The organism is Pseudomonas sp. KH_017, assembly GCF_057840285.1.
In genome coordinates this window covers 3,016,677-3,034,398 of record NZ_CM174509.1, presented here as the reverse complement: position 1 = coordinate 3,034,398, position 17,722 = coordinate 3,016,677, and the positions used below count along the sequence as shown (strand labels likewise).

The 17,722-nt window shown below is 59.5% G+C and carries 18 protein-coding genes and 1 pseudogene; 14 read left to right on the top strand and 5 right to left on the bottom strand.

Annotation, left to right across the window (positions count from 1 at the left end):
* Positions 1-67 precede the first annotated feature (67 nt).
* A pseudogene (locus AC3IT6_RS13865) lies at positions 68-1,254 on the top strand (MFS transporter).
* 107 nt (positions 1,255-1,361) lie between these two features.
* On the opposite strand, the gene AC3IT6_RS13860 reads toward AC3IT6_RS13865, so the two are convergent.
* Both AC3IT6_RS13860 and AC3IT6_RS13855 read right to left on the bottom strand, forming a co-directional pair.
* A complete protein-coding gene (locus AC3IT6_RS13860) occupies positions 1,362-2,399 on the bottom strand; it encodes an alpha/beta hydrolase family protein (RefSeq protein WP_489356279.1) in 1,038 nt (345 codons plus the stop codon).
* A 167-nt stretch (positions 2,400-2,566) separates the two neighbouring features.
* Positions 2,567-3,178 (bottom strand): FMN-dependent NADH-azoreductase, encoded by a 612-nt coding sequence (locus AC3IT6_RS13855; protein WP_008053706.1) that lies wholly within the window; start codon positions 3,176-3,178, stop codon positions 2,567-2,569.
* Between the two features lie 131 nt (positions 3,179-3,309).
* On the opposite strand from AC3IT6_RS13855, the gene AC3IT6_RS13850 reads away from it, so the two are divergent.
* Positions 3,310-4,218, top strand: coding sequence for a LysR substrate-binding domain-containing protein (locus tag AC3IT6_RS13850; protein ID WP_223444554.1), 909 nt, complete (start codon positions 3,310-3,312; stop codon positions 4,216-4,218).
* Entirely contained in the window at positions 4,215-4,574 is a 360-nt protein-coding gene (locus tag AC3IT6_RS13845) for an MmcQ/YjbR family DNA-binding protein (protein ID WP_150723763.1), read from the top strand. Before AC3IT6_RS13850 ends, AC3IT6_RS13845 begins: the two co-directional genes overlap by 4 nt.
* 11 nt (positions 4,575-4,585) lie before the next feature.
* On the opposite strand, the gene AC3IT6_RS13840 is transcribed toward AC3IT6_RS13845, so the two are convergent.
* Both AC3IT6_RS13840 and AC3IT6_RS13835 read right to left on the bottom strand, forming a co-directional pair.
* Complete coding sequence (locus AC3IT6_RS13840) at positions 4,586-5,014, bottom strand: DUF1294 domain-containing protein (RefSeq protein ID WP_489356276.1); 429 nt, start codon at positions 5,012-5,014, stop codon at positions 4,586-4,588.
* Entirely contained in the window at positions 5,011-5,841 is an 831-nt protein-coding gene (locus AC3IT6_RS13835) for an undecaprenyl-diphosphate phosphatase (protein WP_489356274.1), read from the bottom strand. The genes AC3IT6_RS13840 and AC3IT6_RS13835 overlap by 4 nt, the downstream gene beginning before the upstream one ends.
* A 414-nt stretch (positions 5,842-6,255) precedes the next feature.
* On the opposite strand from AC3IT6_RS13835, the gene pnuC reads away from it, so the two are divergent.
* The 8 genes from pnuC (at position 6,256) to fapF (ending at position 12,547) form a co-directional block, all read left to right on the top strand.
* Entirely contained in the window at positions 6,256-6,819 is a 564-nt protein-coding gene (gene pnuC, locus AC3IT6_RS13830) for a nicotinamide riboside transporter PnuC (RefSeq protein ID WP_489356272.1), read from the top strand.
* A complete protein-coding gene (locus AC3IT6_RS13825) occupies positions 6,816-7,340 on the top strand; it encodes an AAA family ATPase (RefSeq protein WP_489356549.1) in 525 nt (174 codons plus the stop codon). Before pnuC ends, AC3IT6_RS13825 begins: the two co-directional genes overlap by 4 nt.
* Before the next feature lie 356 nt (positions 7,341-7,696).
* Positions 7,697-8,134, top strand: coding sequence for a fibril amyloid chaperone protein FapA (gene fapA / locus AC3IT6_RS13820; protein WP_489356270.1), 438 nt, complete (start codon positions 7,697-7,699; stop codon positions 8,132-8,134).
* Position 8,135: 1 nt separating this feature from the next.
* Complete coding sequence (gene fapB, locus AC3IT6_RS13815) at positions 8,136-8,732, top strand: fibril amyloid subunit FapB (RefSeq protein ID WP_489356268.1); 597 nt, start codon at positions 8,136-8,138, stop codon at positions 8,730-8,732.
* A 64-nt stretch (positions 8,733-8,796) separates the two neighbouring features.
* A complete protein-coding gene (locus tag AC3IT6_RS13810) occupies positions 8,797-9,663 on the top strand; it encodes a heme utilization protein (RefSeq protein ID WP_489356266.1) in 867 nt (288 codons plus the stop codon).
* Between the two features lie 61 nt (positions 9,664-9,724).
* Complete coding sequence (locus AC3IT6_RS13805; RefSeq protein WP_150753583.1) at positions 9,725-10,405, top strand: C39 family peptidase; 681 nt, start codon at positions 9,725-9,727, stop codon at positions 10,403-10,405.
* A gap of 26 nt (positions 10,406-10,431) precedes the next feature.
* Positions 10,432-11,193 carry a fibril amyloid subunit FapE gene (gene fapE, locus AC3IT6_RS13800; RefSeq protein ID WP_489356264.1) on the top strand — a complete coding sequence of 254 codons (762 nt, stop codon included), beginning with the start codon at positions 10,432-10,434 and terminating at the stop codon, positions 11,191-11,193.
* Positions 11,194-11,239: 46 nt separating this feature from the next.
* The gene (fapF, locus tag AC3IT6_RS13795; RefSeq protein WP_151213578.1) at positions 11,240-12,547 is read left to right on the top strand and encodes a fibril amyloid transporter FapF; all 1,308 of its coding nucleotides are present in this window, start codon (positions 11,240-11,242) and stop codon (positions 12,545-12,547) included.
* A 55-nt stretch (positions 12,548-12,602) separates the two neighbouring features.
* On the opposite strand, the gene AC3IT6_RS13790 is transcribed toward fapF, so the two are convergent.
* The gene (locus AC3IT6_RS13790) at positions 12,603-13,928 is read right to left on the bottom strand and encodes a sigma-54 dependent transcriptional regulator (RefSeq protein WP_489356261.1); all 1,326 of its coding nucleotides are present in this window, start codon (positions 13,926-13,928) and stop codon (positions 12,603-12,605) included.
* Positions 13,929-14,270: 342 nt separating this feature from the next.
* On the opposite strand from AC3IT6_RS13790, the gene AC3IT6_RS13785 reads away from it, so the two are divergent.
* The 3 genes from AC3IT6_RS13785 to nhaB all read left to right on the top strand — a co-directional run bounded on the left by AC3IT6_RS13785 (position 14,271) and on the right by nhaB (position 17,693).
* Complete coding sequence (locus AC3IT6_RS13785; protein ID WP_007970062.1) at positions 14,271-14,537, top strand: hypothetical protein; 267 nt, start codon at positions 14,271-14,273, stop codon at positions 14,535-14,537.
* A 285-nt stretch (positions 14,538-14,822) separates the two neighbouring features.
* Complete coding sequence (locus tag AC3IT6_RS13780; RefSeq protein WP_489356259.1) at positions 14,823-16,112, top strand: NHL repeat-containing protein; 1,290 nt, start codon at positions 14,823-14,825, stop codon at positions 16,110-16,112.
* A 78-nt stretch (positions 16,113-16,190) separates the two neighbouring features.
* Complete coding sequence (gene nhaB / locus AC3IT6_RS13775; protein ID WP_489356257.1) at positions 16,191-17,693, top strand: sodium/proton antiporter NhaB; 1,503 nt, start codon at positions 16,191-16,193, stop codon at positions 17,691-17,693.
* The last annotated feature ends 29 nt before the right edge of the window (positions 17,694-17,722 follow it).

The following is a 17,722-nucleotide window of genomic DNA, read 5'->3' as shown; positions in this document are numbered from 1 at the left end:
TGCTTTCTTTTATCCCAACGCCGCGCCATGATGCAGTTCTCCCACCGCCGCCCGCGAACGAGCCCTCATGTCTGTGCAGCAAGTGCCTCCGCAAAGCTCCATGGCGATCACCCTGCAGATCGTCTCCATCGTTTTCTATACCTTTATTGCCTTCCTCTGCATCGGTTTGCCGATTGCGGTATTGCCGGGTTATGTCCACGAACAGCTCGGGTTCAGCGCCATCGTGGCCGGGCTGACCATCGGCTCGCAATACCTCGCCACCTGCTCAGCCGGCCCATGGCCGGGCGGATGTCGGACAGCGTTGGCACCAAGCGCGCAATTATCTATGGCTTGTCCGGGATTGTGCTCAGCGGCGTGCTGACCTTGCTGTCGACCCTGTTGCAAGGCCTTCCCTTGCTCAGCCTGCTGATCCTGATCGCCGGGCGCCTGTTGCTGGGGATCGCCCAAGGGTTGATCGGCGTCGGCACCATCAGTTGGTGCATGGGCCAGGTCGGCGCCGAGCATACCGCGCGGTCGATTTCCTGGAACGGCATCGCGTCCTATGGGGCGATTGCCATTGGTGCGCCGCTGGGTGTAGTCATGGTGCAACAACTGGGTTTCGCCAGCCTGGGCATTGCCCTGTCGCTGCTGGCCCTGGCTGCACTGGTGCTGATTCGCAACAAGCCTTCGGTGCCGGTGGTGCGCGGTGAACGTTTGCCATTCTGGGCGGTGTTCGGGCGCATTGCGCCGTTTGGCGCGAGCCTGAGCCTGGCGTCCATTGGCTACGGCACCCTGACGACCTTTATCACCCTGTATTACGTCAATCGTGGCTGGACCGGCGCGGCCTACTGCCTGACCGTGTTTGGCGTGTGTTTCATTTTGTCGCGGCTGCTGTTCATTTCCGCCATCAGCCGTTTCGGCGGGTTCACCTCGGCCATTGCCTGCATGTGCATTGAGACGGTTGGCCTGGTGCTGCTGTGGCTGGCACCGTCGACCGGGTACGCGCTCATTGGCGCCGGCCTGACCGGATTCGGCCTGTCCCTGGTGTACCCGGCGCTGGGTGTCGAGGCTATCAAACAGGTGCCCAACTCCAGCCGGGGCGCGGGCCTGAGTGCTTATGCGGTGTTTTTCGACCTGGCACTGGCCATTGCCGGCCCGTTGATGGGCGCAGTGGCGTTGAACCTGGGTTATGCGTGGATTTTTTTCAGTGCGGCATTGTTGTCGGTGACGGGATTGGGGCTGACGTTGCTACTCAAGCGCCGCGCGACGGCTTAAACCTGTGGGAGCGGGCTTGCTCGCGAAGAGGGCGTGTCAGACAGCATCATTGCCGGCTGATCCACCGTCTTCGCGAGCAAGCCCGCTCCCACAGGATATCTGGCGCATTACTGATCAGCCGTCTGCATCCCGGCCCGGGTCGCCCTGCCCAGGGTGCGCGAGAAGAATCTTCCGGCTTCAGAGATCAGATTGCGGTGAATGTCTTGTCGGTCGACGCCATCGGCATCGGTGCACAGCGCGGGCATGATCACGATCTGCTCGTCATTGCACGGCGCCATGAACACGAAGTGCCCTGCCCCGGCCAGCAGCTTGAAGTCAGGCGCCGTCGGCAGTTTGCGCGCCAGTGCCGCGGCGTTCTTGTCGACAGCCACCAGTTTGTCGCCATCGCCGCTGTAAAGCAGCACCGGCACATGCACGTCGGCCAGGGTGTGGCGACCGAACTTCAGGCTCAACGGCGCCATCAGCATCAAGGCGTGGACGCGAGGATCGGCCACCGGTTGCAGGTCGTCGCGGTCGACAATCAATTCGCCCTGGGTGTTGCAGGCATCGTGGTCATCCGGGCGCTCCTGGCAGTAACGGCGCAGGCGATCCAGGTCCGGGGTCGCGCCGGACAGAATCAATGCGGTCTCGCCACCGGCCGAGTAACCGATGACCCCCACCTGGTCGGCATTGACGAACGGCGACAGCATACGGTCGCCCAAGGTCGCGGTAATGGCTTCGGAAATCTGGATCGGCCGGCCGTACAGGTTACTCAAAGTACCGAGTCGGCTGTGGTCTTTGGAGTTGTCACCGGGGTGAATCACCGCCACCACGACAAAGCCTTTGCGCGCCAGCGACGTGGCAAGGTCGTGCAGGGCCAGCGGGGTACCGGTGTTTCCGTGGGACAGCATCAGCATCGGGAACCGGCCGATGGCGACCTTGGTGTCCTCCCCGGCTTCGACGGTGTAACCCTCGAGCTTGCTGGTGTGCTCCCGATCACTGGAAGGATAGAAGGCGATGGCGCGCATCGGCTGCAAGTCCAGCGGGTCGAGAAAAGTCATCTCATGGAAGCCGACGCTCCAGTGAGGATGCGGTGCAGGCGCGGCGTGCACTGTATTCAGGCTGCTGAGCAGGCAAATCAGTAAAGTTGCACAAAGACGCATCATCGGATGCCCCACCTTGTTACCGGACTTGTGACGCGAACCCTGACTGCATAAGTCAGGCCACAATTTGAAACGACCAGAAACAAAAAACTCCGTAGCTGGTACTTGCGTAACCAGACTACAGAGTTTTTTGGGGCATTACCTGAACGGTGCCTACTTCTACGCAAGCCTTACGCTGCGGCGAACAACTGCTCACTGATTTGTGCGTGGGCAGCGCTCATGGCCTTGTTGCGAACGTCGTCACCGTAAGCCAGGCCTTCGGCGCGGACGATTTCGATGTCGGTGATGCCGATGAAACCGAACAGCACCTTCAAGTACTCTTCGTGGGCAACACCGGTTGCCTGACCGGCGTGCATGCCACCGGAGGTCGAAACGATCACGACTTTCTTGCCACCGCACAGGCCTTCAGGGCCGGCTTCGGTGTAACGGAAGGTCTGACCGGCCACCGCGATGCGGTCGATCCAGGCCTTCAGTTGAGTCGGGATGGTGAAGTTGTACATCGGTGCGGCAATCACCACGGCATCGGCAGCCAGGAACTCGGCCAGGGTCGAGGCGCTCAGTTCGGCTTCGTGCTGTTGTGCGGCGTTGCGCAGTTCAGCGGTGGTGCCGGCGGCGACCAGGGTGGTGGCGGAGAAGTGGCTGATGGCGTCGGCGGCCAGGTCGCGGTAGGTCACCACGGCGGTTGGCTCGGCGGCTTGCCAGGCTTTGACGACTTCACCGCTCAACTGACGGGAAGCCGAGTTGTCGCCCAGGATGCTCGAATCGATATGCAGCAGTTTCATGTGGGATCTCCAAGTGAGGATCGCCCACAAGGGCGATCTGATGGGACTAATCCTACACACGAAACCAATAGCTGATTAGACGGTAACAATGCGATAGTTCGTCCCACAGATAGAACAATCGGATTTACATCATGCAAGACCTCAACGACCTGTATTACTTCGCCAAAGTCGTGGAAGCCGGGGGATTCGCGGCAGCCGGGCGTTTGCTGGGCATCCCCAAGTCCCGATTGTCACGGCGCATCGCCGAGCTGGAAGAGCGCCTTGGCGCACGGCTGCTGCAACGCACCACCCGACAACTGAAGCTGACTGCCGTCGGTGAGCGCTACCTCCGGCACTGCCAGGCGATGCTGCTGGAGGCGGAAATGGCCGACGAGGCCGTGGCCAGTATGTCCAGCGAGCCCCGCGGGCGTTTACGGGTGTCCTGCCCCGTCGGGCTGGCCCATGAAATATTGCCGGAGGTGATCAGCGACTTTCTGGAACGCTTTCCGCAAGTCCAGCTGGAGGTGATGTTGCTCAACCGGCGGGTCGACCTGGTGAACGAGGGCATTGACGTGGCCCTGCGCGTACGGGAACTGGGCGACGAAGACCCGCTGCTGGTCACCCGCCGCCTGCGCCAGGCGCAGATGCTGATGGTCGCCAGTCCCGGCTTCCTCGTTGGCCGTGAGATCAACCATCCCGAGGATCTGAAAAGCCTGCCGGTGCTCGGCGCCCTGGAAGCCGACCGCATGGTGCACATCCGCCTGCTGGATGAAAAAGGCAAAAGTTGTGAATTGGCGCTCGAGGCCCGGCTGGGCATCGATGACTTTATCGTGCGCAAGGCCAGCACCCTCTCCGGCCTGGGCTTTACCATGCTGCCCATGATGTATTGCGAGCAGGAACTGGAAAGCGGTTCACTGGTGCAGTTGTTGCCCGACTGGTCGTTGCCCGGTGGCTGGCTGCAAGCGGTCTATCCTCATCGACGCGGGGTCATGCCGGCGGTACGCGCCTGGATCGACCATCTGGTCGAGTCATTCAATGCCTGTGGGGAACGCTTGTTATGAAAGCCGGACGGATGAGCGAAGAGGATGTCGCGAAATTCTGCCTTAGCCTGCCCGGAGCACGGGAAGACTATAAATGGGGAGGCGTGCGGGTATTTTCGATTGCCGGGAACAAGATGTTCGCCTTGCAGGGCCTGCGGGGTGACTCCCTGGCCTTCAAGGTCGACAAGGATCTGTTTCTCGGTCATTGCGACCGCCCGGGAATTCATCCGGCGCCTTATCTGGCGCGCGCCCAGTGGATCATCATGGAAACGCCCTACCCGCTCGGCAGCGAAGAACTACAGGGTTTGCTGCAGCGTTCGCACCAGTTGGTAGTGAGTAAACTGCCAAAGCGCACTCAAGTCGGCCTGTTGCTATAGAGCCTTGTTTATCAGAACAAGACGAACAAGTGCGCGCCGAGGAACAGGTAGTCGATCCAGAACACCTGATGCAGTAGCACGATGATCCAGAACACCAACTGGTACGAGACCTTGCGGGTTTTGTGCCGAAACGCTTGCTGGGCCAGCAAGGCGCCGGGCCAGCCACCGGCGAGTTCCAGCGCATGCAGGACATTCTCCGGCGTACGCCATTGCTCGGCGCGGGCTTTGCGCTTGTCGCTCCAGTACAGAAAAAACGTCACCACGCTGACGATGCCGTAGGCCGCCAGGGGAATCAGCGACACCCCGTGCAGCCATGACGACACCGAACCCGACAGCGGCAACGCGCACAGGATTGCAAACACCAGCCACTTCAGTCGTGGCTGGCGGATCTGTCCCCCGGGCTGGCGCCCGGGGTTATTGCGCGAGCTTGAGTCACTCACGGCTTGACCGCGCTCCAGTCGACCCAGCCGAATTGCCAGGTCGCCAGGATGATCAGGCCGAACACAATGCGATACCAGGCAAACGCCGCATAGCTGTGGTTGGCGATGAACTTGAGCAGCCCGCGGACCGCGATCATCGCGAAGACGAACGCCGTGACGAAACCGATCGCGAACACCGGGAAGTCAGACGGGACAAACAGGTCACGGTATTTGTAACCCGAGTACACCGCTGCGCCGACCATGGTCGGCATCGCCAGGAAGAACGAAAACTCGGTAGCAGTCTTGCGCGACAGGCCGAACAGTAACCCGCCGATGATCGTCGAGCCCGAACGCGAAGTGCCCGGAATCATGGCCAGGCATTGGGCGAAACCGACTTTCAGGGCATCTTTCCAGGTCATGTCATCCACCGTTTCGGCGTGGACTTCATGCTGACGGCGCTCGGCCCACAACATGACGACCCCGCCCACGACCAGCGCCGCAGCCACGGTGATCGGATTGAACAGGTACTCGTGGATCAGGTCGGCGAACATCACACCCAACACCACGGCCGGAAAGAACGCGATCAACAGGTTCGCGGTAAACCGCCGAGCGCCCGGCTGGGTCGGCAGGCCGATGACCACGTCGAAGATCTTGCGTCGAAACTCCCATACCACCGCCAGGATGGCACCCAACTGGATAATGATGTTGAACGCCATCGCCCGCTCGCCCCCGAAGCCGAGCATGTCGGCCACGATGATCTGGTGGCCGGTACTGGAAATGGGCAAAAACTCGGTCAGCCCTTCTACAACCCCAAGAATCAATGCCTGAAAGGCGGTCCAAAGATCCATCAATCCCCCAAAAGGCTATGCACATCGGCATGCCCCGTTAGTATTTTTCAAAAGCTTGAATTGCGATCAGCGATGCTGAAGCCCCGCGTATCAAGGATCACCACAGAACCGTAAAAATCCTGTGAAAAAACAACCCTGTTCCGGGTTTACCCGTGCGGGGCCGAAATCCTATCAGACAAGTCCGATTGGCGCTGCCGTGTTATCGAGTGCCGCTTGCACAGGCTTGTGCGGCAGAGCGTGGCTGGATGCTGGCAATGGTTTATGACAGGAACAAGAAAGCGCGGCTGTACCCGCAAGAACACGGCCGATTTCAGGACCGTTTCGCGCGCCAATGAAGCACACCCTGCGCCACGGGATTCCCGACGCCAATCCGGTTACAATCCGCCCCCTCTTCGATTTCACAAAGGAACCTCCATGTCCGGGCTTGAACTGTTTGCCGCCGCCCTCGGTGTCATTGCCGTCTGGCTGACGGTCAAGCAGAACCCCTGGTGCTGGCCCATCGGCCTGGTCATGGTGCTGCTATACAGCTGGATCTTTTTTGAGGTGAAGCTGTATTCGGACATGTTGCTGCAAGTCGTCTATGCCGCCTTGCAGCTTTACGGCTGGTGGCAGTGGACACGGGTTGGCGAAACGACCCATGGCCGCGAGGTCAGTTGGCTCGATTCCCGTTCCGTGGCGTTGAGCCTGGCCATCGGCGCACTCGGCAGCCTGTTGCTGGGGGCAGCCATGGCCCACTGGACCGACGCCGCGCAACCCTGGCTCGATGCGGCGCTGACCGGATTCAGCCTGGTGGCGCAGGTCTGGATGGCGCAAAAACGTGTCCAGTGCTGGCCTCTGTGGATCGCCCTGGATGTGATTTTCGTTGGGCTGTTCATCTATAAGGACCTGTACCTGACCGCCACCTTGTACGGGCTGTTCGCCGTTATCGCCGTGCAGGGCTGGCGCCAATGGCGCGCCGACCCGGCATTGCACGCATGAAAGTCCTGGTGCTCACAGGCCCCGAATCCAGCGGTAAAAGCTGGCTGGCGGCCGAGTTGCAACAGCGTTTCGGCGGGGTTCTGGTCGACGAGTATGTACGCTGGTTCATCGAGCAGAATCCGCGGGACACCACCCTGGCCGACATTCCGCACATCGCCCGCGGTCAATTGGCATGGGAAGACGAAGCACGGGCGCAACAACCGTCTTTGCTGATCCTCGACACGCACCTGCTGAGCAATATCCTCTGGAGCCAAACCCTGTTTGGCGACTGCCCCGCCTGGATCGAACAAGCGCTACTGGCCCGGCATTACGACTTGCACTTGCTGCTGTCGCCGGAACACATCGAATGGACGGATGATGGCCAGCGTTGCCAGCCCCGACTGAGTGAGCGCCAGGCATTTTTCGAGCAGACCCTGGCCTGGCTTGAACGCCACGCACAACCGGTTCAAGTACTGCGCGGAGATTGGGCAGAACGTCGATTCCAGGCACTGAACGCCGTGACCCGATTGCTCGACGCCTGACCGGCGTTTGGGGCAATTTCCCCACCATCCCCCCCTGTCCCGGGGGAAAAGTGTCCGATCCTGAAACACCCTTCCTGCCTCAAACCGCCTGTTTCAGCACCCTTCACCGCAGGATCATCGGATTTGTTAAGTCATTGATACAACGCCGCTGAAACCCTTGTTCCAGAGCGATTTATCCGCAAATAAGGGCTGCCTGCGCAGGGTTTCGTCTCACCTTTGAAACATTCCCGGCAAAGGCCATCCGGACAACATCCATAAGCCATTGAATCAACGAGAAATTCAAAAACCGGCACAGCTTTCGCTCTCTCCTTCAAAAAGCCGACCAGAGCCAGCCCACATGAGAAGGAAAGAACGTCGTGGGGATACTCGATAAAAAAGCCTTGACGTGCCTGCTGCTGATCGCGAGCGCTGCAGGCGCGGCTTTCAGTTTTGACGTTCGAGCCGAAGGCAACGGCGTCATCGTGCTTGATCGCACCATTCACCCGACTCCCATTGGTCGCAGCGGCGGCAGAGATCCAAACCCGAACACCCTCAACGCCAACCCATCGGCCCGCGTCACCGGCGAACTCAGCGACGCCGACATTGCCGGGGTCACCACCGGAACGGCCCTTCGCCACAGCAACGGGCAAAGTCTGGGTGGCCTGCAAGGCCTCAACGTCGTCACCAACCCCAACGGTATGCCCGGCATGTCCGTCGGCCACGGCGGTGGCAGTGGCAGCGCGATTTCCGGAACCATCAACCGCGCCATGAGCAGCGGCCTCGGTTCACTGGGCAGGATGGCGGGAGGCCAATGAGATGAGTCGATCCCTGCTGTTACTTGCCCTGCTCGGCTGCACCAGTGTGATGGCCGACTCGGGCGTCAGTTCGGTGAACAACGCCACCCTCCAGGACTCCGGTACTCAATACCGCGGCAACTTCAACGTCAACCAGGCGGCTGGCGATCAACAACAGCAGGCCAACGTCCGCGCGATCGCCATAGGTACCCAGGCCGGTGCGACCACCAGCGTCCGGCAGAGAATCACCACGCCCGCCAATCCGTCGATGGACGCCACGGCCAGTATCGGCGGCTCCTCCTTCAGTAATGGCAACGGCGTACTGGGCGTCAACCAGGGCGCCGGGGCGAACAACCAGATGGCCAACGCCATGCGCATCAGCATCAGCATCAGCATCAGCATCAGCGCTGCACCGCAAGCCATCGACGATAGTGCCCTTTCTCAACAGAACGTGGCGTTGTTACCGAACTCGGGAGCAACTGGCGCCCCAAATGGCAGTCGCCAGGTCGTGACAAGCGACCAGGCCTTCACCGGCAGCCGGGGAGTGATCCAGGTAAACCAGAGTGCCGGGGTGGGGAACCGAATGGCTAACACCCTGAGCATCCGGGTCGCTGACTGACCCCGAAACAGTGCGATCAGGAAAGTACCAACACCTGACCAACTAATGAGCACGGAGAAACACCATGAACCCGACAACTGCTCTCAAACCTCTGGCTTTCGCTCTGGCAGCAGTGATGGCATTCGCAGCACAAGCAGGCAGCCTTGATGATGATCAAGGCAACGGCCAGAGCGATGGCCAGAGCAACAACCAGCAGCCTAAAGGCCCGACACTGGAACAAATTCTGCAGATTACAGCAGGCGCCGGGGCTGCCGTGCTGGACTCGCAGGAAAGCAGTGACAGCAGTGTATTGAACCGGGACACCCAAAACGACGCTAGAGTCGATAACTCCCTGAACAACTCCAACGGCAACATGGGCGCCAACGTCGCAGCCGGTAACGGCAACCAGCAAGACAACGCCGCCGCCCTTGCCACGGCTGACGAAAGCTTCATCTTCGGCACCGCGGTCGCCGTCTCCAGCGCGACTCAGAAGAGCTCCGGCAACACCGCCAGGAACCACTCCAACACCAACAACACAACGCTCAATAACGCAGGCAACAGCGGTTCCGGCAACCTCGGCATCAACGTGACCACCGGCGCCTTCAACCAACAGAAAAACAACCTGGCGATTGCCGTTTCCGGCGGTCGTGTAGCACTAGCGGCGGCGGCGGCCAACCAAAGCACGTCCGGGCTGAACGTCACCAACAACGCCAACCATGACGACAGCACCCAGACTGATTTCGTAGCCGTGGGTGTACTCGGTCTGGCTGGCGTAACCACTCAACAAGTGATGACGCCAGAGGGCTGGAAAGCCCCTGTAACCAACAATGCTTCGATAACGGGCTCGATGAACAACTTCTCCGGCAACGGCGGAGCGAACGTATCGTCGGGTGTGGGCAACCAGCAAAGCAACTCGCTGTCCATCGCCGCGGGCTGCAAGTCCTGTCTGTAATCGCGATTGCAATGAAAGCCCCGGCGACGGGGCTTTTCCACAGTCCCAAGGCGTATCGATCATGCGTAAGACTGTCCTGTTCGCCCTGCTCTGCCTGTCTGGCCTGACCCAGGCTGCACAGATGCCGGTTGCCGCCCTGCCGGGTGGCGTGCTGGTGTACAAGCATGTACAGAGTTTGCGCGAGCGCAAGTTCAGCGACATCGTCGAACAGAAAACCGATTTCAGCTGCGGCGCCGCCGCGCTGGCAACGATACTGCGCCAGGCCTATTGGCTCGACGTCGATGAGGAGCACATCATCAAGGGCATGCTGGTCACCGCAGACCAGGACATTGTGCGTACCCAGGGTTTTTCCATGCTGGACATGAAGCGCTACATAGAACGCATCGGCATGCGTGCCCGGGGCTACAGGATCCCGCCGGAAAGACTCGAAGCCGTGACGATTCCGGTGGTGGTGCTGATGGAAATTCGCGGCTACAAGCACTTCGTGGTGATGCAGCGGGCGGACAAGCACTGGGTCTATATCGGCGACCCGGTACTCGGTCACAAACGCTACTCCCATGATGACTTTGTCAAAGGCTGGAATGGCATTATTTTCGCTATCGTCGGTCCCGGTTACGACAAAACCAATGCGTTACGCAGTCCACCGGAACCGCTGACAGCCAAGAACAAGATGGATAACTTCAACCCGGTCAAAGATGCCGAATTGATGGATTTTGGTTTCATACAGAGCGACTTCTTTTAATCGCCAACAAGATGACAGGGGGCAGGATGCTCCGGGAGCAGCAAATGAAAACCTCGTATTGGGTGGTCGCTGTCTGTCTGGCAGCGAACACTTCAGGTTTTGCTGATGAGTTCAGACCCATCGAAATCAAGGACCAGGAACTGGCCGAGTTGCGTGGCCGATATGTGATGCCGGGGCGGGTCATCAGCTTCGGTGTCGTCATGAGCAGTACCTGGCGCAATGCCAGTGGTGATCTGATCGGAGCCTCCACCTCGATGCAGCTTCAGGCCGCAACGGTCAAACCCGAGTTCTATGTTTCAACCATCAAGCAATCCGGTCATGGCGGTTCGTCCAGGTCGGGCAGCGGTCACGTGACGGGGGGCGCTGCCCTGAGCACTTCCCGGGGCATAACCCAGGTCACACGGGCCGCAGGCGATGGCAACAGCGCAAACAACAACATCGCCATCAACGTCAAAGAGGCCAGCACGGCCCCTGCACTGGTACCGAGCCAGGGCCAGGCGCTGATAGCCGGTCAAACCATTACCGGCAGCAATGCCGCAGGCAGTGTCGCCGTATCCGCGACCAGCGGCGGTGTTCAGATGGCCATTACCGCCAACAACAACCAGGGCACCAGCCTGCAACAGGTCGCCCAAGGCGGGTTGCTGCAAAACACCCGGTTGCTGGGCAGCAGCAATATGGTCGACAACATGACTCAACTCAACGTAGTGCTCAACAATAATGGCCCGAGTGCGGGTGCATTGGACTGCAACCTCAACCAACTCGCTGCATTACGGACCATGGGCTATTGAACTACGCTGAGTCTGGACCATTGGGCACAAATGGACGGCTTATTCCATGCACCGATCAGTATCACTGCGTGCAGTTGCATGCTTGAGTGCTCTACTCCCAGCGGCGATGTTGCAGGCAGCACCTGACCCGGAACTGGAGGCTCTCAAACAAGAGCTTCTGGAGTTGAAGCAACGATACGAAGTACAGCAAAAAGCCCTGGCGGTGCTCGAACAACGGGTCCGTCAGGTCGAAGAACAGCCCGCTGCGCCCCCTCCCAAACGCCTGGCCAAGTCGCCAGCGGACCTCAAGGGCAATCCAAACGTCGCCACCGGCACCGGTGCCGCGGCGGCTTCAGGGGGCGCCGCCGGGGGCAGCGGCAGCTCTTATGGACAATCGCTGGCCAATGACTCGCAACCGGCGCAAAGCGTTTCGAACCTGTATGACGAGGCCAGCGGGTTCTTCGGCGGTGGCAAGTTCAGCGTCGAAACCGGGATAACCTACTCCCGATACGATACCCGCCAACTTGTCCTCAACGGTTTTCTCGCCCTGGACTCGATCTTCCTGGGCGCCATCAACCTGGACCGGATCAAGGCCGACACCTGGACACTTGACCTCACCGGCCGCTACAACTTCAACAATCGCTGGCAGTTCGACCTGAACGTGCCGGTGGTCTACCGAGAGTCCACGTACCAGTCCGGTGGCGGCAATAGCGGCACCGCAAACGTCACCACCGAAGAGACCGTCAAGGAAGACCCGACCATTGGTGACGTCAACTTCGGTATCGCCTACAAATTCCTCGACGAATCGGCCAACACGCCGGATGCCGTGGTGACCTTGCGCGTCAAGGCGCCTACCGGCAAAGACCCGTTCGGCATCAAGCTGGTTCGGGTGGCCGATAACTCCAACCTGGCCGTGCCTGAATCCTTGCCTACCGGTAACGGCGTCTGGTCGATTACGCCGGGGATCTCGCTGGTCAAGACGTTCGATCCGGCCGTGCTGTTCGGCAGCCTGTCCTACACGCACAACCTGGAAGAGTCTTTCGACGACATCAGTTCCAACCCGGCGGTCAAGACACCGGGCAAAGTACGCATTGGCGACAGCTTCCAGATTGGCGCCGGTATTGCGTTCGCCTTGAACGAAAAGATGAGTATGTCGTTCTCGGTCTCCGACCTGGTGCAACGCAAAAGCAAGCTCAAGGAAGATGGCGGAGATTGGCAATCGGTGGTCTCCAGCGATGCCAACGCCGGTTACTTCAACATCGGCATGACCATTGCGGCCACCGACAACCTGACCATCGTCCCCAACCTGTCCATCGGCATGACGGACGATGCCCCGGACTTCCAGTTCAGCCTGAAACTCCCTTACTACTTCTGACCCGAACAAAAAAACCGCTGCAATCGCAACGGGTTTTTGGTTTCCGGCTGGTGGCTCAGCGAATCTGGTGCTTGTGCAACAACCGGTAGAAGGTCGGTCGCGACACACCCAATACTTTGGCGGCGACGCTCAGGTTATCGCTGTGGCGGTTCAATACATCGCACAATGCCTGGCGTTCGGCCCGGGACTTGTATTCTTCGAGGGTGCCCATCGGCGCGGTGATTGTGTGCTGGCTGATCAACCCCAGATCACGGGCCTCGATCTGCCGGCCTTCGGCCAACACCAGCCCGCGACGAACGCGGTTGGCCAGTTCGCGAACATTGCCTGGCCAGTCGTGTTTGCCCATGGCAATCAACGCGTCGTCGCTGAAGCTGCGTGGGCGGCGCCCGGTTTCACGGCTGTAGAAATGGGAGAAGTGGTTGGCCAGCGTCGCCACGTCGCCATGGCGCTCGCGCAGCGGAACGGTCGACACTTGCAGTACGTTCAAGCGGTAATACAAGTCTTCGCGAAAGCGTTTCTTCGCGATGGCCGCTTCAAGGTCGACGTTCGTCGCCGCCAGAACCCGCACATCCACCGCAATCGGTTGACTGCCGCCCACCCGCTCGATGTGTTTTTCCTGGAGGAACCGCAGCAGGTTGGCCTGCAACTCCAGTGGCAGGTCACCGATCTCGTCGAGAAACAGAGTGCCACCGTTGGCGGCTTCTATCCGTCCGACCTTGCGCTGGTGCGCACCGGTAAATGCGCCTTTCTCATGACCAAACAGCTCGGACTGGATCAAGTGTTCGGGAATCGCGCCGCAATTGATCGCGATAAAGGGTTTGCTGTGACGCTGGGACAGACGGTGCAGGGTTCGTGCGACCAGTTCCTTGCCGGTGCCGCTTTCACCGCGAATCAACACTGGAGATTCGGTCGGAGCCAGTTTGTTCAACAGTTTTCGCAGTTCACGGACAGGTTTGCTGTCGCCCAGCAATTCGTGCTCGGGCTGGTCAACATGGACCGTGCCCTGCCCGCGCAACCGTGCCATGCCAAACGCCCGGCCCAGTGTTACCTGAACCCGGGACACATCGAACGGCAAGGTATGAAAGTCAAAAAACCACTCACAGACGAAATCGCCGACATTTTGCAGCCGCAGCACTTCCTGATTGAGTACAGCTATCCACTCGGTGCCGCTGCGGGTGATCAACTCTTTGACAGCCTCCGGGTGCTCAAGGTGAAAGGGCTGCAAACGTAACAAGCCCACGTCGCAGGTTCGGTCAGCGGCGTTCTCCAGCGTGCAGCTGTCAACGTCCCAACCAATCGCGCGCAATCCAGGGAGCAGACGATAGCAATCGTCACAGGGGTCCACCACTAATAAACGTCGTAAGGCAGGCGCATCACTCATGACTGTTCCTTGGCGCCAAATTTACGAAAATTTATTAAAAACAGTCATTTGGCGGACCTGGCTGTAACATTAGCAAGAATTTGACAGGGGCTTGTACCGTTTGACTATAGGCATGCAATGCAACCAGTTATAAGTTGCGATTATGTTAGTTACCTAACGACTCTTTCCTTTCATTCAGCTTTCAATGTCAGGCTCATTCTTGAGCCTGTGAAATAAAGTGGAAATTTCTTTTGATTGTGTGTGACCCAAACCCCGGTTGCGGGCATCAGTACAAGTAACCAGCCGAACGGTAAGCCCAACCGTCGGCACATCACTTGATTGGGCATACAGAGAGAAGACCCCATGAACGCCCCGCTGCGTATCAACGAAGCACTTCTGATTGCCGACCGCGCATTTAAACCATTCAAATGCGTGGCCTGGGCTCCACAAGACGGTAATGGCGAACTCAGCCTGACCGTTATCGACCGCACCAGCACCAGCATTGGCCGCAAGCAGATCCCAAGCAGCGCTTATTCCGATCCCGCACAACTCGAATTGCTGCTGGAACAGGCCCGCGCCGAATTGAGCGAGGAAGGTTACACACTGCAATCGTGGTCGATGCCGCACTGATCGTTTTGCGGATTACTCCGGAGTAATCCGCGCCCTCCTCCTGTCTTTAGCTCGCAGGTTTTTCTGGCCGCGCGCACTAGTTGCCACTGTTTAATTCGAACTTTGCATACGCCTGATACTTTGCAGGCTCGCCATTGGTTCGAAAAGACACTGTTGTGGCACACAACGACCCTCCGTCTGTTAGTTCTTACCGTTGCGCATCCTTTCATTCAGGGATTGAATATTGTCCTTACAAGTCGCCACCCAAACTTCTGGACCAAGACGACTCGCAAGGAGATGCGGCGCATGTCTATCCAGTCCGCTTTTGCCTACCCCACCACCCGGAACAACGCCGGGGCCCTCGATACGACGTTTGCCGCCAACGGCAAAACCCAGGTCTATTTCGCCGACAGCCTTTTCAGCCTGGCCAATGGCGTTGCGATCGATGCGCAAGGTCGCTTGCTGGTAGCTGCAAAAGTCGGCATGGCCGATGGCAACCGCTTTGGCCTGGCCCGCTTGCTGGAGGATGGTTGCGCAGACCTCACGTTCGGCAAACAAGGCAGTGTCATCGGGCAATTCGAGCCGGGGTTCGAAGCCATGGGCACCAAGGTCCTGATCTTGCCCGACGGCAATATCCTGTTGGCCGGCCTGCAATACGAAAACGCACACCGCACGCTCCCGGCCCTGGCATTGCTGGATCAGGACGGTCGCCTGGTTCGAAGTTTTGGCGATAATGGCCGCCGTGTCGTGCGATTGCCTGGCGGTTTGTCCCTGGGCATGCGCGATAAATGGCTCCCTCCCGGTGTGCCGGGCGCTGAAGCCTGCGATGTCGACGTACAACAAGACGGCCGGATCCTGATCCTGGCCAACCATCACTTCGAACTGGCCGATCACGTCGGTATGTTGATACGACTGGATGTCGAAGGCTCGCTGGACTGCTCGTTCAATGACCGCGGCTTCGTGATGGTCAGGCACCTGCTGATGAATACCTGGCTCAGCAGCCTGACGGTACAACGTGATGGCCGAATTCTGGTCGGTGGATCGATCAACTTTCCCGAGGAAGGCTTGCTGGCACGCTATCACCCTGACGGGCGCCTCGACGACCGTTTTGCCGTGGATGGATTCATGACCTTCAAGGCGCAAGGGCATGGCGCCAGGGTCAGCCGGGTGGTCCAGCAAAACGAAGGTGACGTCCTGTGTTTTGGCAGCAGTAGCGAGCCAATGCACTGCCTGACATTTAAAATGCACAGCAACGGCCGACCCGACACTCATTGCAACGGAGGACATCCGCAGCGTCGGGAAATCGGTTACAGCGGATGCCAGTGGACCGCCGCGCAGTTGCAGCCCGATGGCGCTGTGCTGACGGCGGGTGCCACCATCGGCGGCATCGAAGCAGACTTCATTCTCGGGCGATACCTGCCTAACGGCCTTCCCGATCGCCGTTTTGGCAAAGGCAGCGGCTATACACGTACCCGCCTCGGCCCCAGCCTGGATACCGCCACCTGTATCGCCGCGCAAGCCAATGGCAACATCGTCGTTGGAGGCTATTCGCTGCAAGGAAACTACAAGGCGGTCATCGCTCGCTTCCAGGGATAAACACCGGCATTTTTCCTGCGCTTGATCTTCTCGCGCGCTTACGGCAAGTTGCGCGCTTCTCAAGACAAGGAGCAGCCGATGTCCGGTTCAATGGCCCAGGCGTTCGCGCACAACTTTCTCGGGCACTCGCCCCGTTGGTACAAGGTCTGCATCGTCAGCTTTCTGATTCTCAATGCCCTGGTGCTGTGGACCGCAGGCCCGGTGGCTGCCGGCTGGCTGTTGGTGCTGGAGTTCATCTTCACCCTGGCCATGGCGCTCAAATGCTATCCGCTGATGCCTGGCGGCCTGCTGATGATTGAAGCCCTGCTGCTGAAGATGACCACGCCCCAGGCACTGTACGACGAGTTGCTGCACAACTTCCCGGTGATCCTGCTGCTGATGTTCATGGTGGCCGGTATCTATTTCATGAAGGACCTGTTGCTGTACCTGTTCTCGCGCCTGCTGCTCGGGGTCCGCTCCAAGGCCCTGCTGGCCCTGATGTTCTGCTTTCTGTCGGCCTTTCTGTCGGCGTTCCTCGATGCCTTGACCGTGACTGCCGTGATCATCAGTGCCGCCGTAGGCTTTTATTCGGTGTATCACCGCGTTGCCTCGGGTAACGATCCGCGTCAGGACAGCGAGTTCAGCGACGACAAACATCTGCCCACCCTGCACCACGGCGATCTCGAACAGTTCCGCGCCTTTCTGCGCAGCCTGCTGATGCACGGTGCCGTGGGCACCGCGCTGGGTGGCGTTTGTACGCTGGTCGGCGAACCGCAGAACCTGCTGATCGGCCATGAAATGGGCTGGCACTTCGCCGAGTTCTTTACCCGGGTTGCGCCGGTATCCCTGCCGGTACTGGTTGCCGGGCTGGTGACGTGCGTCCTGCTGGAAAAGCTGCGCTGGTTCGGATACGGCACGCTGCTGCCGGATAACGTCCGTGCGGTGCTGGCCAACTACGCCGCCGAAGACAATGCCGAGCGCACCACGCGCCAACGTGCAGCGCTTCTGGTGCAAGGCTTTGCCGCATTGATTCTGATTGCCGGGCTGGCGTTTCACATCGCCGAAGTGGGTTTGATCGGTTTGATGGTGATCGTGCTGATCACCGCCTTTACCGGCATCACCGACGAACACCGCCTGGGCACCGCGTTCAAGGACGCCATGCCATTCACCTCATTGCTGGTGGTGTTTTTCGCTGTGGTCGCGGTGATTCACGATCAGCAACTGTTCGCCCCGCTGATCCACTGGGTGCTGACGCTTCCGGCAGACCAACAACCGGGCATGCTGTTCATTGCCAACGGCCTGCTGTCCGCCATCAGCGACAACGTGTTCGTGGCAACCATTTACATCACCGAAGTGAAGCGCGCGTTCATGGCGGGTGAGATGACCCGTGAGCATTTCGAAACGCTGGCCATTGCGATCAATACCGGCACCAACCTGCCGAGCGTGGCGACGCCCAACGGTCAGGCGGCGTTTCTGTTCCTGCTGACCTCGGCGATTGCACCGCTGGTGCGCCTGTCTTACGGGCGAATGGTCTGGATGGCATTGCCGTACACCGTGGTGATGGGCGTGCTCGGGTGGTATGCGGTGAGCTACTGGCTGTAACCCCCCAAACCCTGTGGGAGCGAGCTTGC

Coding starts and splice junctions, on each gene's coding strand:
- AC3IT6_RS13860 (WP_489356279.1), bottom strand. CDS start 2,399: ATGATGCGTCTTTGTGCAACTTTACTGATTTGCCTGCTCAGCAGCCTG.
- fapE (WP_489356264.1), top strand. CDS start 10,432: ATGCTCCGGGAGCAGCAAATGAAAACCTCGTATTGGGTGGTCGCTGTC.
- AC3IT6_RS13785 (WP_007970062.1), top strand. CDS start 14,271: ATGAACGCCCCGCTGCGTATCAACGAAGCACTTCTGATTGCCGACCGC.
- AC3IT6_RS13805 (WP_150753583.1), top strand. CDS start 9,725: ATGCGTAAGACTGTCCTGTTCGCCCTGCTCTGCCTGTCTGGCCTGACC.
- fapB (WP_489356268.1), top strand. CDS start 8,136: ATGAGTCGATCCCTGCTGTTACTTGCCCTGCTCGGCTGCACCAGTGTG.
- pnuC (WP_489356272.1), top strand. CDS start 6,256: ATGTCCGGGCTTGAACTGTTTGCCGCCGCCCTCGGTGTCATTGCCGTC.
- AC3IT6_RS13780 (WP_489356259.1), top strand. CDS start 14,823: ATGTCTATCCAGTCCGCTTTTGCCTACCCCACCACCCGGAACAACGCC.
- fapF (WP_151213578.1), top strand. CDS start 11,240: ATGCACCGATCAGTATCACTGCGTGCAGTTGCATGCTTGAGTGCTCTA.
- AC3IT6_RS13810 (WP_489356266.1), top strand. CDS start 8,797: ATGAACCCGACAACTGCTCTCAAACCTCTGGCTTTCGCTCTGGCAGCA.
- AC3IT6_RS13850 (WP_223444554.1), top strand. CDS start 3,310: ATGCAAGACCTCAACGACCTGTATTACTTCGCCAAAGTCGTGGAAGCC.
- AC3IT6_RS13845 (WP_150723763.1), top strand. CDS start 4,215: ATGAAAGCCGGACGGATGAGCGAAGAGGATGTCGCGAAATTCTGCCTT.
- nhaB (WP_489356257.1), top strand. CDS start 16,191: ATGTCCGGTTCAATGGCCCAGGCGTTCGCGCACAACTTTCTCGGGCAC.
- AC3IT6_RS13790 (WP_489356261.1), bottom strand. CDS start 13,928: ATGAGTGATGCGCCTGCCTTACGACGTTTATTAGTGGTGGACCCCTGT.
- AC3IT6_RS13855 (WP_008053706.1), bottom strand. CDS start 3,178: ATGAAACTGCTGCATATCGATTCGAGCATCCTGGGCGACAACTCGGCT.
- AC3IT6_RS13835 (WP_489356274.1), bottom strand. CDS start 5,841: ATGGATCTTTGGACCGCCTTTCAGGCATTGATTCTTGGGGTTGTAGAA.
- AC3IT6_RS13825 (WP_489356549.1), top strand. CDS start 6,816: ATGAAAGTCCTGGTGCTCACAGGCCCCGAATCCAGCGGTAAAAGCTGG.